Origin of the sequence: Paludibacterium sp. B53371 (assembly GCF_018802765.1) — a bacterium.
In the GTDB taxonomy this organism is placed as follows: domain Bacteria; phylum Pseudomonadota; class Gammaproteobacteria; order Burkholderiales; family Chromobacteriaceae; genus Paludibacterium.
Window position 1 is genome coordinate 2,094,202 of record NZ_CP069163.1, and the last position, 14,698, is coordinate 2,108,899.

At 60.1% G+C, this 14,698-nt stretch carries 15 protein-coding genes; 9 read left to right on the forward strand and 6 right to left on the reverse strand.

The annotated features are described in order from the left end of the window. Window positions 1-188 precede the first annotated feature (188 nt). Window positions 189-1,085, reverse strand: coding sequence for a LysR family transcriptional regulator (locus JNO51_RS10115; protein WP_252346057.1), 897 nt, complete (start codon window positions 1,083-1,085; stop codon window positions 189-191). Between the two features lie 167 nt (window positions 1,086-1,252). On the opposite strand from JNO51_RS10115, the gene JNO51_RS10120 reads away from it, so the two are divergent. Beyond that, window positions 1,253-1,582 carry a carboxymuconolactone decarboxylase family protein gene (locus JNO51_RS10120; protein ID WP_215776664.1) on the forward strand — a complete coding sequence of 110 codons (330 nt, stop codon included), beginning with the start codon at window positions 1,253-1,255 and terminating at the stop codon, window positions 1,580-1,582. A 51-nt stretch (window positions 1,583-1,633) separates the two neighbouring features. Then, entirely contained in the window at window positions 1,634-2,068 is a 435-nt protein-coding gene (locus tag JNO51_RS10125; RefSeq protein WP_215776665.1) for a cupin domain-containing protein, read from the forward strand. A gap of 13 nt (window positions 2,069-2,081) precedes the next feature. Here JNO51_RS10125 and JNO51_RS10130 read toward each other — a convergent pair whose 3' ends face one another. Continuing rightward, a complete protein-coding gene (locus JNO51_RS10130) occupies window positions 2,082-2,996 on the reverse strand; it encodes a LysR family transcriptional regulator (RefSeq protein WP_252346058.1) in 915 nt (304 codons plus the stop codon). Between the two features lie 84 nt (window positions 2,997-3,080). On the opposite strand from JNO51_RS10130, the gene JNO51_RS10135 reads away from it, so the two are divergent. The 5 genes from JNO51_RS10135 to JNO51_RS10155 all read left to right on the forward strand — a co-directional run bounded on the left by JNO51_RS10135 (window position 3,081) and on the right by JNO51_RS10155 (window position 6,724). Beyond that, the gene (locus tag JNO51_RS10135; RefSeq protein ID WP_215776667.1) at window positions 3,081-4,088 is read left to right on the forward strand and encodes a quinone oxidoreductase; all 1,008 of its coding nucleotides are present in this window, start codon (window positions 3,081-3,083) and stop codon (window positions 4,086-4,088) included. 25 nt (window positions 4,089-4,113) lie between these two features. Then, window positions 4,114-4,923, forward strand: coding sequence for an SDR family NAD(P)-dependent oxidoreductase (locus tag JNO51_RS10140; protein WP_215776668.1), 810 nt, complete (start codon window positions 4,114-4,116; stop codon window positions 4,921-4,923). A 254-nt stretch (window positions 4,924-5,177) separates the two neighbouring features. Beyond that, a complete protein-coding gene (locus JNO51_RS10145) occupies window positions 5,178-5,330 on the forward strand; it encodes a hypothetical protein (RefSeq protein ID WP_215776669.1) in 153 nt (50 codons plus the stop codon). A gap of 193 nt (window positions 5,331-5,523) precedes the next feature. Then, window positions 5,524-6,402 carry a hypothetical protein gene (locus tag JNO51_RS10150; protein ID WP_215776670.1) on the forward strand — a complete coding sequence of 293 codons (879 nt, stop codon included), beginning with the start codon at window positions 5,524-5,526 and terminating at the stop codon, window positions 6,400-6,402. Window positions 6,403-6,424: 22 nt separating this feature from the next. Continuing rightward, window positions 6,425-6,724 (forward strand): helix-turn-helix domain-containing protein, encoded by a 300-nt coding sequence (locus JNO51_RS10155; protein WP_215776671.1) that lies wholly within the window; start codon window positions 6,425-6,427, stop codon window positions 6,722-6,724. Window positions 6,725-6,879: 155 nt separating this feature from the next. On the opposite strand, the gene JNO51_RS10160 is transcribed toward JNO51_RS10155, so the two are convergent. After that, complete coding sequence (locus JNO51_RS10160; RefSeq protein WP_215776672.1) at window positions 6,880-7,779, reverse strand: ion channel; 900 nt, start codon at window positions 7,777-7,779, stop codon at window positions 6,880-6,882. A gap of 286 nt (window positions 7,780-8,065) precedes the next feature. Between JNO51_RS10160 and JNO51_RS10165 the strand changes: the two genes are divergently transcribed. Continuing rightward, window positions 8,066-10,012, forward strand: coding sequence for a methyl-accepting chemotaxis protein (locus tag JNO51_RS10165; protein WP_215776673.1), 1,947 nt, complete (start codon window positions 8,066-8,068; stop codon window positions 10,010-10,012). 71 nt (window positions 10,013-10,083) lie between these two features. On the opposite strand, the gene JNO51_RS17545 is transcribed toward JNO51_RS10165, so the two are convergent. Further along, on the reverse strand, window positions 10,084-10,314 hold the full coding sequence (locus tag JNO51_RS17545) for a pentapeptide repeat-containing protein (RefSeq protein ID WP_215776674.1): 231 nt from the start codon (window positions 10,312-10,314) through the stop codon (window positions 10,084-10,086). A 58-nt stretch (window positions 10,315-10,372) separates the two neighbouring features. On the opposite strand from JNO51_RS17545, the gene JNO51_RS10175 reads away from it, so the two are divergent. After that, complete coding sequence (locus tag JNO51_RS10175) at window positions 10,373-11,722, forward strand: HD-GYP domain-containing protein (RefSeq protein WP_215776675.1); 1,350 nt, start codon at window positions 10,373-10,375, stop codon at window positions 11,720-11,722. Here the strand turns inward: JNO51_RS10175 and JNO51_RS17550 are convergent. Next, window positions 11,711-11,947 (reverse strand): pentapeptide repeat-containing protein, encoded by a 237-nt coding sequence (locus JNO51_RS17550; protein ID WP_371822830.1) that lies wholly within the window; start codon window positions 11,945-11,947, stop codon window positions 11,711-11,713. The two genes, JNO51_RS10175 and JNO51_RS17550, sit on opposite strands and share 12 nt — an antisense overlap. A gap of 531 nt (window positions 11,948-12,478) precedes the next feature. Then, complete coding sequence (locus JNO51_RS10185) at window positions 12,479-14,638, reverse strand: anthranilate synthase component I (RefSeq protein WP_215776677.1); 2,160 nt, start codon at window positions 14,636-14,638, stop codon at window positions 12,479-12,481. Window positions 14,639-14,698 lie beyond the last annotated feature (60 nt).

Consider the following 14,698-nt stretch of genomic DNA (forward strand, 5'->3'; position numbering starts at 1 on the left):
GGTCCTCGCTGCAGGCTGCTTTTTTATCTGGATGACCAAGCTGACACGCTGTCAGTAAGGCCTGCACAATATGACTTATAGCTTTTTATTCGGCTGATTCAATGACAAATTAAAGACACGTGCGACACAAGGCTCCCGTCAATGGCCGTATGACACATTTGGGTAAGGCGTCCCTACAACAGCTCACCTCAACGCCGATAGCGCAACGCTTCGACCAGCAAGGCAAACGCCGGAGAAGACTGCCGACGGCTGGGATAGTACAGGTGGTATCCGGTCAGGGTGGGCCACCAGTCCTCCAGCACCGTCACCAGTTCGCCTCGCGCAAGATAGGGCGCAAGCAGATCTTCGGGCACATAGGCCATGCCATAACCGGCCAAGGCAGCGCGCAGCATCTGTGGCGTGGTATTGAACACGAACTGGCCATCGATACGCACCTCCAGCGCCTTGCCGTCTTTCTCGAACTCCCAGGCATACAGGCCGCCGTGGGTCGGCAAACGCAGGCCAATGCACGCATGCGTGGCCAGATCCTGCGGGATGAGCGGCCTGGACCGGCCGGCCAGATAATCGGGGGAGCAGGCAACGGCGAGACGATAGTCCGGTCCGATCCGCACGGCGACCATGTCCTTGGCCACCTGGTCGCCACTGCGCACCCCGGCATCGAAGCGCTCCGCAACGATGTCGATCAGCCCATAGTGGATATTGATCTCGACCTTGATCTCAGGGTAATCGTGCAGCAGGTCTTTTAACCTGGGCCACAGGACGGTATCCACCGCATGATCGTGCGAGGTGATGCGCACCGTGCCGGCCGGTTTCTCTTTCAGCTCGCTCAGCGCCGCCAGCTCAAACTCAATCCCTTCGTAATAGGGACCGATATTGGACAACAAGCGCTCCCCCGCCTCGGTGGGAGAGACCCCGCGGGTGGTGCGCGTGAGTAGTCGAAGGCCAAGGCGCTCTTCCAGGCCACGAATTGCATGGCTCAGTGCCGACTGCGAGACCCCAAGCTGCGCCGCCGCCCGGGTAAAGCTGCGCTCGCGCGCCACGACGACGAAAGTTTGCAAGGTGTTGAAGTCCATACGCGCCATCATGAATTTTCCTCATATCACTATCTCAATGATAGCGACTACTGGCATGACTGTGGGACTGATAAAGTTCAACCATCGCCATGGCAATGTGCTCGCAGCCCAGGCAAACCCGGGCGTGCAGGCCTTTCCCGGCGTCCCGCACCATGAATCAACCTTGCAGGAAGTACGCCATGAACCAACCCAAAGTAACGGCCGGCCGGGATCAACTGGGTGATTTTGCCCCCCAGTTTGCCGCGCTCAACGACGATGTGCTGTTCGGTCAGATCTGGTCACGAGACACCGAGCTTTCAGCCCGAGACCGCAGCCTGATCACCGTGACTGCGCTGATGGCCAGCGGCATGCTCGACAGCGCACTTGACTTCCATTTGCAGACCGCCAGGCGCAACGGGATCACCCGGGAAGAAATCGTGGCGGTGATCACTCACCTGGCTTTTTACGCGGGCTGGCCCAAAGCCTGGGCCGCCTTCCGTATGGCCCGGGCGATTTGGCAGCAAGACTGACAGGCCTCGCGACAAGAGCGCTTTCTCTGGTACTGAAAGGAATCAGAAATCATGAAATACACAGATCAGAACGAGTTTGAAAAAGCCAATGTGTTTGGCACCGGCATGCCCAATGAGGCCTATGCGCAATACTTCTCCGGTGCGTCCTTCCTGAATGCACTGGTTCCGCCGGGAGAGGCCCCGCTGTTTCTGGCCAATGTCACTTTTGCCCCTGGCTGCCGGAATCACTGGCATATCCATCACGCCAGGCAGGGGGGCGGCCAGATGCTGATCTGTACCGCGGGGGAAGGCTGGTATCAACAGGAAGGGGAAGACGCCATCAGCCTGAAGGAAGGCGTCTGTGTCTATATCCCGGCAGGCGTGAAGCATTGGCACGGGGCCAAAGCCGATAGCTGGTTCAGCCACATTGCGGTCGAGATTCCGGGGCTTGAAGGCCGCAATGAGTGGCTGGAGCCGGTCAGCGACGCGGTCTACGACGCCCTGTGAGACGCGGCGGGCATCAGCCCGGCCGGGCGCCAGACAGCAGGGCTTGCGCTTCACCGACCAACTCCGCCAGAAGATCGGCAAGCAGCCGTACCCGTGGCGAGCGTTTGACGTCAGGATGCATCGCCAGCCAGATCTGCCGAACCGTCGGGCAGGCCGGGTTGACGAGCAACGCCAGAGCCTCATCGCCGGCAGCCAGAAAATGCGGCAGCACGGCAATGCCCAATCCGGCGCGAGCAGCATTGAGCAATGCCGCCAGATCGTTGCTTCTGAAGACGAAAGGCCGCGAGCCGGCAAACTGAGCCAGCCATCGCTGCTGCGGCACCTGGACAAGGTGATCGTCGTAACCGAGAAACGCCCACGCTTCTGCGGGCCTGCTGGTATAACCATGGGCAGCATACAGTCCGTATCCCATGTCCCCGATGCAACGGGCAGCCAGGCCCGGCGCCGTGGGGCGCGACATCCTGATGGCCAGGTCGGCCTCCCCCCGTGCCAGATTGGCCTCGCGCGATTCACCAATCACTTCCAGTTCGATGTTCTGCCAGCGTGAGCGGATGGCGGCCAGGCGAGGCACCAGAAAATGCCCGGCCAGCACCGGGGGCGCGGAGATGCGGACTGTTCCCTGCAGGGATGAAACGCCGAGGGCAATCCGCGAGAATGCCTGCGCCTCGTCATCGAGCCGACCGGCCTGGGCGACCAGGGTTTCGCCTTCCGTCGTCAATGTCCACGCTTTGGGCAAGCGGTCAAAGAGCCGGATACCCAGAGACTGCTCCAGCGCCTCGACCCGTCTCGCGACGGTCGAGTGTTCGACCTTGAGCCGCCGGGCGGCACCCGACAGGCTGCCAGTGCGCGCAAGCTCGAGGAAGTAGCGGATGTCATCCCATTGCAGGCCACGCTTCTCAGCACCAGGATTTTTTGTGTTTTTTTGCACAGTAAATGTCAATGTTTTGCGAATTGATGAGCTATTTTGCGCAACGTATGCTGCGCTGGCAAGCTGATTCATCAGGAGCCAAACATGAGCAAGTACGCATCTTTTCCAGCATCCTCCACAACGACGCAGATCGTCATCGGCCAGTATGGCGACGCTGCCACACTGACCACGACCGAGACCGTCCTTCCTCCGCCGGCGGCCGGTGAAATCCGTGTCCGCCATACGGCAATCGGCGTGAATTATGTCGACATCTACCATCGCACCGGCCTTTACCCGTTACCCTCGCTGCCGGCGGTTCTGGGGGTCGAGGCAGCCGGGGTGGTCGAGGCGCTCGGCCCGGATGTCGATACGGTACAGATTGGCCAGCGCATCGCCTACGCCGGGCCACCCACCGGCAGCTATGCCGGGGCACGCAACCTGCCGGCCGCAAGGGCTATCCCCTTGCCTGACGATGTCACCGATGACGCAGTCGCCAGCCTGTTGTTGCGCGGCATCACCACCCACATGCTGCTGAACGATGTTCGCCCCCTGAAAGCCGGCGAGACCGTCCTCGTTCACGCGGCCGCCGGCGGTCTGGGGCTGGTCATCGTGCAATGGGCAAAAACCATGGGGGCCCGCGTCATTGGCACGGTCAGTTCGCCGGCCAAGGCGGCGCTCGCCACCGCACATGGACTGGACCACGCGATCCATTACCGAGAGGAGGACTTCGTGGCGGCGGTCATGCGCCTGACCGATGGCCAAGGGGTCGATTACGCGATTGATGGTATTGGCGGAAAGACGCTGCTCGACACGCTCGGCTGCGTCCGCCCCTACGGCATGGTCGCCAGCGTCGGGCAGGTCGCTGGCGACAGCGGTCCACTGGATCTGTCGCTGCTCGGCCCGGCACGTTCGGTCGCACTCATCCGCCCCGGCGTCTTCCGCTTCATGACGGATCTGGCCCGCTACCGCGAAGGTGCCAGGGCGACCATCCGGCAGTTGCAAATGGGCTTGCGGCCAAGCATTGGTGCCGTTCTGCCCCTGAACCAGGCGGCAGAAGCGCATCGCCGTCTCGAGTCGGGCGCCACGGTCGGCGCCACACTCCTGCAACCTTAAGCACATACCGAAGGGGGATTGGCTGATGACAGCCCAGCGGCGTGATCGACTCTCCGGATCCCTTGCAGCAAACAAGAAAGAGAAACTCGACATGAGCAATTCACAAAAAGCCGTTGCCATCATTACCGGTGGCGGCACAGGTATCGGCCGGGCCACCAGCGAGATGCTGGGCGCCGCCGGATGTATGGTGGTGATTGTCTACTCACGCAGTAGTGCAGCAGCACTGGACACCGTTGACACGATCCGCGCGGCAGGCGGGGAAGCCATCGCCATCCAGGCGGATGTCGCTGACGATGACCAGGTAAGGCGAATGATGACCAAGATCGCCGAAGCCTTCGGCAACATCACCTATCTGGTGAATAATGCCGGCATCACCCGACAATTGCCGTTCGCTGAACTGGAAGCCATCAGCGACAACACCTGGGACGAACTCTTTGCGGTCAATGTCAAAGGGGCATTCCATTGCAGCCGGGCTGCCGCCCCATATCTGCGCACCACACCCGGCAGCGCCATCGTCAATGTAGGCAGCATCGCCGGAGAAACAGGCTATGGTTCATCCCTGCCTTATGCTGTCTCCAAGGCCGCCCTGCACGGCATGACCAAATCCCTCGCACGGGCCCTGGCGCCGGACATCCGCGTCAATTGCATTGCCCCTGGGGCTGTCGATACCCGCTGGTGGTCAGGCAATGAGGCCAAGATGCGCCAACTCTCGGGCCACCTTCCCCTGCAACGCATTTCGACAGCGGAAGACATCGCACACACCATCTGGCTTCTGCTCACTTCGCGCTCCATGACCGGACAAGTCATCCGCGCCGAGAATGGACAGACCCTGTGATGGTATGGGTAACGGTGCACCTGAAGCGAGTGCACCGCCGGCATTCGCGCACCACCTTTCTCCGGGCCCTGAAGGCGTATGCCCCCTTCCGCTCCTTGCCTCGTCTGACCGCGCTGATTTGCTGGTCTGTCACCTCCTTCGCTAGGGTATGTGGCGCGGCAGGTTTGCCGTGTTAAAGGGCCCGGGGGGGTGCAACCACCCCCGGACCCGCTGACCACACCAAGGCAGCCGAGGAGTCAGTATGGCTGACAGGCATGGTTAATCACCCCCTGTACGTCACAACTCGCCGTCTGCATCCGTCGCCGTTGCTGCCGTTGTTTGACCTGGTGGCACGGCGGTGTCTGCCGCGCGATGTGTCGGCTGACGGCCGGCCGCTGGCAGGTTGCACGATGTTGCTGGCGAAGTAGGCAATCACTCTGGAGGCCGGGGGCGAAAGCCCTCCGGGGGGGATCCTCCCCGATGAGGCATGGCGGGAGCCATGCATGGACAAACATCGCGAAAGGACGACAGCGCAACATGCAGAAAACCCGCAGAGCCCATGCTCGCAGCCATGCGCATAGCCATTTCCCACCTCACACGGAGGACTTGCACGGCATTCGCATGGCGACTCGCCGTCAATTCGCCGTTGCCAGCGGACATCTCGATGCCTGCCTGGGGGTGATTGAGCAACGGATGCACGGTCGGATCCAACGGGTAGACCATCGCATCACGGCACTGCAAGAGCAGGTCCGGCAATCCGCCGAACAGAGCAAAATCACCACCACCACCCTGGGGGACAGTGTCAGACAGCAATTGAAGCAGCAGGCGTCAGAACAGGTTTCATTGCGTCGAAGCATCGAGCAGTTGCAGGACAGCATCAGCACTTTATGCGAGGGGCAACGGGCTGACGACGATAAACAGCTGAACACCATCATGCAGCTTCGCGAGATGCAGCACGCTGACTACACAGCGTTACGTGAGGCTCAGCGCATCGACTTCAACAAGCTGCAGGACGCCATGACACAACAACGTGAATTGCAGCGTTCGGATTACGCTGCGTTGCGCGAAGCCCAGCGCATCGATTTTGACAAACTGCTCGAAACCATCATCCAGTTGCGCGAGATGCAGCGTGCTGACTGCGCAGCGTTACGAGAGGCTCAGCGCATCGACTTCGACAGGCTGCAAGACGTCATCATCCAGCAACGCGAGATGCAGCGCGCAGACCATCACAGCCTGATGACTGCCCTGGCGCAGCAGTCTCAGGCGTTCAACATCAAGCTCGAGCAGCAGCGCGAATCACAGCACAAGGAAGTCTCCTCCCTGCGCAACAATCTCATCCTGACGGCCATCAGCTGTGGGCTGGCGATTGTGGGTGCCATCGCTGCGATGAATGCCAACCTGATTTCGGCATTCGAGTCTGGCAAAGGACTGGCAGCACAGTCTGGCAAGACCACGCAGGCCATGCAGATTCAGCAGCACCCTCCCATCGCCCTCCCCTGAGTCAACATAAGGAACAAGGTCAATGAGCGCTCAACGCCCTGCCAGTGTCTGGGACATTTTTATGCAAACCACCGAAACGCCCGCCAATATGCAATTGCGCGCCGAGTTGATTCTGGCTTTAAAAACCTTCATCAGCGACAACCACATGAATCAGAGTCAGGCAGCCCGCTTCTTCGGCATCACGACCACGCGTATCTCGGACCTGGTAAACGACAAAGTCGAAGCATTTGGTCTCGATGTGCTGGTGAAATTGGCCACCAAAGCCAACTTGAAGATCGATATGAAAATTCGTGCGCGGCGTACGGCATCAACTGAACGTTAAGCTCTCCGGAACAAGAAAAAGCCCGCCTTGCGGGCTTTTTGCGCTTACAAAGCGGAGTCGGCCACCCGTTCATGAGCGATTTACCTGCACCCACCCCTCGCAACAGATCCGCAGCCGGCCATGATTGACCGGTCCTGACATGCGTCCCGGTCAAACTAAGATCCATCTGCCACCCCCCTGTTCAAGGGGACGACATCTTTCAACCGCAGATAATCAACATGATCATTACCGTTTTCGTCGGCGTAGATCAGATCGACGAAGGCATGATCCCAGCGGATGTCCTGATGCGAAAAAACCTGCCGGGCAATCACTGACTGAACAGTGGTTTCATCAATACCGCTGATGGTCAGGACAAGCTGGGCTTTTTTCTCGGCCAGTGAGGCGGCATCTCGCCCGAACAGCGGACTGTTTTCATCCAGTTTGTGGATCATGGTCCAACCGAGCAAAAACATCGGATGCTCATGCCGAATCAGCGGCAAATCGTAGAACTTGCGAAATGACACCCCCTCGTCGGTCAGCTCATGCTGCAGCAAACGCAGGCGGGCACTGGCATCAATGATGAAATTGGTTCTGGCATTGCCGGCCCGGAACATCAGCACCCGCTCGCCGTTGAAAGTGCGCACAATCGGATGGGGCGTAAAGACAATACGGGAGTGCGGACGGGAGAAGCGGGCAAAGGTCACCCCGGTAATCAGCGCCAGGCTCATCATGCCGATGAAGATTTCCAGCATGGAAATCCAGTGGGTATAAAGAGTCTGCGGGTGCATGTCGCCATAACCCACCGTGGCCAGCGTTTCCACACTGAAGAAAAAAGCGCCGAGAAAACCTTGCGGATATTGATTGGCAATGCCGCCAGACTGAAGCTGATAGAGCGCGGCAAACACCAGGTTCAACACGACAAACGCCAGCGCAATGAACCAATAAAACCGTGGCCAGCTGATCGTCATACAGTAGTGATACAGGTCTTGCGGTGAATGTGCCGGCAGGTTGTGAATGAACAGGTCGCGCCCGCCCACTGAGATGCGCCGCTGGCGCTTGCCCTGGTGAAAGAACATTTCACATCCCTTTTATCATCGTCGGCGAGCTCTCGATTGTGGAGAGAATAGCCCCCCTGGTCAACGACGGCGCCTGCCGGCCCTCGGCAGCGTTCCCCCAGCCTGCTGCAGATTCTCAATTTGATAGCAAATGGTATTGCTTTGATACGGCAATCACCGTTTATCGCTTCAAAAACCCCCTCTTCCCCATGGCGCGTTAATTGCTCTGTCATAGAAAACTCAGATCCAGGCACCGCAAGGTGGCCGGATCCATCTTGCCGTTTTCCTCCTTTGATGGATTCTTATCATGTTCAGAACAATGTCGGTTCGTTCAAAAATGCTGATCAGCGTCGTGGGCATTCTGGCCGCCGCGCTGCTGGTCACCGGCCTGTTGACAGCCCGTCTGGTGCATCGGGCGCTGGCCGATCGCCTGGAGCAATATGAATTGGTACGCACGGTCGAGGCTATCCGCAATGGTCTGGATACGGCGGTATCGGTGCCCATGGCACAAACCCGGCAAATGGCGGGCAATGTATTTCTGCTCGACTGGATGGCACAGGGAGAACCCGCCAGCGGGATTGGCACCTGGCAACGTTATGCCCGTCAGGTGAAGGCCATCAGCGGGGCTGAATCAGTAGACTGGATCTCCGAGGCGACGCTGAATTATTACGACGACGGCAAAGGGCTGTCGCGCAAGGTGGAACCGAAGTCGGCCAGCGATGGCTGGTTCTCGGCATTTCTCAATAGCGGCAAGACCGTGGACTTCAACCTCGGGGTCGAACCGGGCAGCCCGAATGTGATGATGTTCATCAATGCCCTAGCCAAAGATGCGGCCGGACATCGTGCCATTGCCAGTATCGGGCTGAATGTGACCGCCATTGCCAATCAGGTGCGTCAAACCTCGATCGGCAAGGACGGCCAGGTCTTTCTGGTGGACCAGAACGGCGGGATCCAGATTCATCGCGACCTGAGTCTGGTGAAGGTGAGCAACAAGGTCGGCATGCAGACACTGCCGGGCATGGCGGAGGTATCGGCAACCTTGCTGCAGAAGAACAACTTCAATCTCGGGCATTTTGTCGGGCCGGAGGGGCCGATGGTGGTCGCCTCGAGCTATATGCCCAGCACCGGCTGGTTTGTCGTGGTGCAGGTCTCGGAGGCAGAGGCCTATCAGGCGGTCAATACGACGGTGATGTGGCTGGCCGGGGTGAGTGCGCTGGTCCTGCTGGTGGCGGTATTGCTGATCTGGATGGTGGCCAATTCGATTACCCGTCCACTGGATAAGCTGCAGCGTGCGATGGCAGCACTGACCTCGGGCCATGGAGACCTGACCAGCCGCCTGCAGGTGGAAAGTCGTGACGAAATCGGACAAATTGCCAGCAGTTTCAATATTCATATGGAACAGTTGCATCAGCAGTTGCTGACGGTGCGACAACAATCGCAAAACCTGAATGGCAATGTTGATCGCCTGGGAGACATGGCCCATGCCCTGACGCAGGACTCGGTCAACACCACCGAACTGGCCGAATCGACAGCGGCCACCATCGAACAAATCACCGTGAGCGTGACCCACATTGCCGACAATACCCGGCAGACCACCCAGGTGGTCGAGCAGGCCGGACGCCTGTCGAACGACAGCGTCAAAGCCATGCACAGCGTGGCGGGCGAGATCGGTCAAGTCTCTCATTCGATGGTCGACTTGCTCAGCGACATGACGGCACTCGGTGAACGTTCGCGGCAAATCGGTTCGATTGCCGCCGAGATCAAGGAAATTTCCGATCAGACCAATCTGCTGGCGCTGAATGCCTCGATCGAAGCTGCCCGCGCCGGGGAGCAAGGACGCGGCTTTGCCGTGGTCGCCGATGAAGTGCGTAAACTGGCTGAGCGCACTGGCAAGGCCACGGTGGAAATCGACCAGATGGTCGAGTCGATGGGCCAGGCGGCCGGTCAGGCGATTCAGCGTGGTCAGCAAACCAATCATGCCGTAAGCAGCGGCGTGGCCCAGATCGAAGCGGCACTGGCGTCCATCTCGGCCATCCAGCAATGTATGGACGATGTAAGACAGAAGATCATCGAGATTCGCGACGCCGCCAACGAGCAGTCACACGCGGCAGAGACCATGGCCCAGGCCGCGGAGAGAATGTCGCAGAGCGCCCAGAACGAGAACGGCCAGATCCAGCAGACCGAGCACATCATTCAGGACTTGCAAAAACTGTCCAATGGCCTGGCACAAGTCGTCAACAGCTTTACCCTGTAAAGGTTAGGCGCATTCGCCCGATGCAATGCGCCGATGCCATACCGGATGATGGCGCAATTGAAGATTGCGCCCTACGGATGAGCGCATTTTCGACCGGTGCATTCACGTAGGGTGCATTCGCGTAGGGTGCATTCGCGTAGGGTGCATTCGCGTAGGGTGCATTCGCGTAGGGTGCATTCGCGTAGGGTGCATTCGCCGGAGGCAATGCACCGATGCAATGCACCAATGCAATGCACCAATGCAATGCACCAATGCAATGCACCAATGCAATGCACCAATGCAATGCGCCATTTGCAACTCACTTTTATTTTTCATGAAATTCCACCATGCTGACAGGATATCGCAACCGATGGATTCTCCATGACCACCAGCCTGAAACTGTCAGAACTGATCAGCTCGCTCAGTTACGCCCTCGACATTACCGAAGGGCAGCCTGAAGGCCATTGCATCCGCAGTTGCTGGATTGGCATGCACATCGGTGCCGCAATCGGCCTGGACGAGCAACAAAAGTGGGAGCTCTATTACGCCATCCTGCTGAAAGACCTGGGTTGCAGCAGTAACGCTTCTCGCATTTGCGAGTTGTATTTGACGGATGATCGTCACTTCAAACAAGCGTTCAAAATGGTGGGGGCCAATCTGCCGCAGATGTTGAATTTCGTCTTCAACCATACCGGCACTCATGCCGGCAATTGGCCGCAACGGGTGAAATCCATTCTCAATGTACTGCGGCACGGCAAGCAGATGGCCGATGAGCTGATCAATACCCGCTGCCACCGAGGCGCCGATATTGCCCGGCAGTTGCGCTTCAACGAACAGGTCGCCCGCGGCATTCAGTCGCTGGATGAACACTGGGATGGCTCGGGTCGGCCACTGGGTCTTCAGGGTGAGGCCATCCCGCTCAATGCCCGTATTGCCCTGCTGTCCCAAGTGCTGGATGTGTTCAACATTACCCATGGCCGGGAGGCCGCACTGGCGGAGGTCACGGCGCGAGCCGGGGGCTGGCTGGATCCCGCCCTGGTGAAAGTGGCCCAGGGCCTGGCCAGGGATGACGCGTTCTGGCAGCAGCTGGAGGCCGAGGACATCGATTCGGCAGTGCTGGCGCTGGAACCGGCCCATTGCACGGTGCCACTGGACGAGGACTATCTGGACGAAATCGCCGATGGCTTTGGCCGGGTGGTCGACTCGAAAAGCCCATTCACCGCGGGTCACAGCCAGCGAGTAGGCCATTACGCCGACTGCATCGCCGCCGAGCTGGGCATGGACGAGACGCGTCGGCGGTGGCTGAAGCGCGGCGCCCTGCTGCATGACGTCGGCAAGCTGGGGGTCAGCAACACTATCCTCGACAAGCCCGGACGACTGGATGCGGAAGAATGGGCGGCAGTACAGCGTCACGCCGGCTTTACCGAAGATATCCTGCGGCGTATCACCCAGTTTGCCGAACTGGCCCAAGTGGCGGGTGCCCATCACGAAAAGCTGGATGGCAGCGGATATCCCAAAGGGCTAAAGGCGGCACAGATCGCGCTGGAAACCCGCATTATCACCACCGCCGATATCTTTGACGCCATCAACGCCGAACGGCCCTACCACCCGGCCACCCCGGTCGACAAAACACTGGAGATCATGCGATCCAACCTGAACAGCGCCATCGATCCGGTTTGTTTTGACGCGCTGGAAACCGTCCTGAGACAGGAAGGCGCATTAGCCGCATAAGGTGCATTCACGTAGGGTGCATTCACGTAGGGTGCATTCACGTAGGGTGCATTCACGTAGGGTGCATTCGCGTAGGGTGCATTCGCCGGAGGCAATGCACCAATGCAATGCACCGATGCAATGCGCCGATGCAATGCGCCAATGCCATACCGGATGATGGCGCAATTGAAGATTGCGCCCTACGGATGAGCGCATTTTCGACCGGTGCATACGCGCAGGGTGCATTCACGTAGGGTGCATTCGCGTAGGGTGCATTCGCCGGAGGCAATGCACCGATGCCATGCACCGATGCCATGCGCCGATGCCATGCGCCAATGCCATACCGGATGATGGCGCAATTGAAGATTGCGCCCTACGAATGGGCGCATTTTCGACCGGTGCATACGCGTAGGGTGCATTCGCGTAGGGTGCATTCGCGTAGGGTGCATTCGCGTAGGGTGCATTCGCCGGAGGCAATGCGCCGATGCAATGCGCCGATGCAATGCGCCGATGCAATGCGCCGATGCAATGCACCAATGCAATGCACCGATGCCATGCGCCAATGCCATACCGGATGATGGCGCAATTGAAGATTGCGCCCTACGGATGAGCGCATTTTCGACCGGTGCATACGCGCAGGGTGCATTCGCGTAGGGTGCATTCGCCGGAGGCAATGCACCAATGCAATGCGCCGATGCCATACCGGATGATGGCGCACTTGAAGAGTGCGCCTTACAAGAGTGCGCCTTACAAGCGTGCGCCTTACAAGAGCACGCCCTACAAGCATGCGCCCTCACCGGTTGCCCCCAGCTTCGCCATCACCGCATTCATCAAGGCCTGCCCCACCCCGAGTGTCATGATCGACTCGGGGTGGAACTGCACGGCGGCCAGCGGCAGCTGGTGGTGCTCAATGGCCATGATCACACCATCCTCGCTGCGGGCAGTGACCTGCAGGCAGGTCGGCAAGTGTGCCGGGTCGGCATACAGCGAATGGTAGCGCCCCACCTCGAAGCGCTCTGGCAAGTCCGCCAGCAGGCGGCCGCCCAGCCGGCTGACCGGCGAGGGCTTGCCGTGCACCGGCAGCGGCAACTGGCCCAGCCGACCTCCGAAATACTCCACCATGCCCTGCAGACCAAGGCAGACACCAAACACCGGAATCGACAGGCCGATCAGGATTTCCAGTGTCTGGCGCATGGCAAAGTCCTCCGGTCTGCCCGGCCCCGGCGACAACAGCACCAGGTCGGGACGCAGGCCCTGGGCCAGTTGCTGACGAGCCAGCGGCGCACGCAGGGTGTGCACTTCGGCGCCGGACACACGCAGGTAGCCGGCCAGGGTATGCACGAAGGAATCTTCATGATCGATCAGCAGTACCTGCTTGCCGGCACCCGGCAGGGACACCACCCCGGTCGCGAGACTGGCGGTGACGGCAGGACGCAGGATGGCACGCTGGGCCGAGGCCTTGAGGTGGCACTCGGCGTCCTCCGCCGCGGCATCACTGTCGTACAGCAATGTGGCTCCGGCACGTACTTCGGCCACACCATCCTTGAGGCGCAGGGTACGCAGCGTCAGGCCGGTGTTCATGTTGCCGTCGAAGGTCAGGCGTCCGATGGCACCACCGTACCAGCGGCGGGGCGAGTGTTCGTGGGCCTCGATGAAGGCAATGGCCGAGCGCTTGGGGGCACCGGTGACGGTCACGGCCCAGGCATGGCTGAGAAAGGCATCCAGCGCGTCGAACTCTGGGCGCAGCAGGCCTTCGACGTGATCGACGGTATGGATCAGGCGCGAGTACATCTCGATCTGACGCCGACCGATGACGCGCACCGAGCCCGGCTGACAAACGCGTGACTTGTCGTTGCGATCAACGTCGGTACACATGGTGAGCTCCGACTCGTCCTTGCCGGAGTTGAGCAAGGTACGAATCTGGGCGGCATCTTGCAGGGCGTCCTGACCACGGGCAATGGTCCCGCTGATCGGACAGGTCTCGACACGCTGGCCTTCGACGCGCACAAACATCTCCGGCGAGGCCGCGACCAGAAACTCGCCCTCCCCCAGGTTCATCAGGGCGCCATACGGTGCCGGGTTGCTGGCCTGCAGCCGGTCGAACAGCACGCCGGGCTGTTCGCTGCAGGGCTCGACAAACAATTGGCCCAGCACCACTTCAAACAGATCGCCGCGGGCAAAGGCCTGTCGTGCGCGTTCGACCTGGGCAGCATATTCGCCGGGGGCATGGTCGCAGGCCGCCGGGGTCTGGCTGGCCAGGGAGTGGTACGGGGCAGCAGCCCCCAGGCGCGGCAGGCCGTGGGTGCGCTCCCCCTGCAGGCTGAAGTCATAACGCACGGTACGGGCACGTTGTTGCATGTGGTCCACCAGCAGCAGTTCGTCGGGCAGATACAGGACCAGATCACGCTGATCATCAGCCCGGGGCAAGCGCAGCGTCATCGGCTCGAACTGGAACACCAGGTCGTAGCCGAAGGCCCCATACAGACCGAGATCACTGTCTTGCGGGCTGGCGAACAGACGGCTCAGGGCGCGCACCAGACTGAAAGCCGAGGGTTGCCGGCTGCGCAGCTCTTCGCTGAAATCCTCGCCGGCCGGCAGAATCTGGCCACTCAGCGTCTGCTCGTCTTGCTGCAACTGACTCAGCGCCGGCTCATCTGCCAGCATGGCAGCCAGCCCGGGCAGCAGAGCCTGACCACGCGCGTTGAGGGCCTCAAGACGAAAAGTTCTGCCACGGGTGGTCAGCACCAGAGGCGGATTAACGAAACCCATATCCCAGCGGGTGTAACGCCCGGGAAATTCAAAGCGGGAAGAGAACCAGACACCACGCGACTGATTCAGCGCCTCGACCAGCGCGCGGCCCGCCTGTGGGTAGGCACATTCTTCGGTCTGGCGCAGCACTTCGATGCCGCCCTGGGTGCAGTAACTGACTTCTTGCATGAGTTTCTCCGGGGTTGGCGCCCGGAGATTTCGGCGGGGGACAGGCAAGACAAAGCCGCT

Excerpts from the sequence above, each read along its gene's own strand:
- JNO51_RS10115 (WP_252346057.1), bottom strand. The coding sequence starts at position 1,085 with ATGATGGCGCGTATGGACTTCAACACCTTGCAAACTTTCGTCGTCGTG.
- JNO51_RS10120 (WP_215776664.1), top strand. The coding sequence starts at position 1,253 with ATGAACCAACCCAAAGTAACGGCCGGCCGGGATCAACTGGGTGATTTT.
- JNO51_RS10125 (WP_215776665.1), top strand. The coding sequence starts at position 1,634 with ATGAAATACACAGATCAGAACGAGTTTGAAAAAGCCAATGTGTTTGGC.
- JNO51_RS10135 (WP_215776667.1), top strand. The coding sequence starts at position 3,081 with ATGAGCAAGTACGCATCTTTTCCAGCATCCTCCACAACGACGCAGATC.
- JNO51_RS10140 (WP_215776668.1), top strand. The coding sequence starts at position 4,114 with ATGACAGCCCAGCGGCGTGATCGACTCTCCGGATCCCTTGCAGCAAAC.
- JNO51_RS10145 (WP_215776669.1), top strand. The coding sequence starts at position 5,178 with ATGGTTAATCACCCCCTGTACGTCACAACTCGCCGTCTGCATCCGTCG.
- JNO51_RS10150 (WP_215776670.1), top strand. The coding sequence starts at position 5,524 with ATGGCGACTCGCCGTCAATTCGCCGTTGCCAGCGGACATCTCGATGCC.
- JNO51_RS10155 (WP_215776671.1), top strand. The coding sequence starts at position 6,425 with ATGAGCGCTCAACGCCCTGCCAGTGTCTGGGACATTTTTATGCAAACC.
- JNO51_RS10160 (WP_215776672.1), bottom strand. The coding sequence starts at position 7,779 with ATGTTCTTTCACCAGGGCAAGCGCCAGCGGCGCATCTCAGTGGGCGGG.
- JNO51_RS10165 (WP_215776673.1), top strand. The coding sequence starts at position 8,066 with ATGTTCAGAACAATGTCGGTTCGTTCAAAAATGCTGATCAGCGTCGTG.
- JNO51_RS10175 (WP_215776675.1), top strand. The coding sequence starts at position 10,373 with ATGACCACCAGCCTGAAACTGTCAGAACTGATCAGCTCGCTCAGTTAC.
- JNO51_RS17550 (WP_371822830.1), bottom strand. The coding sequence starts at position 11,947 with ATGCACCCTGCGCGTATGCACCGGTCGAAAATGCGCTCATCCGTAGGG.
- JNO51_RS10185 (WP_215776677.1), bottom strand. The coding sequence starts at position 14,638 with ATGCAAGAAGTCAGTTACTGCACCCAGGGCGGCATCGAAGTGCTGCGC.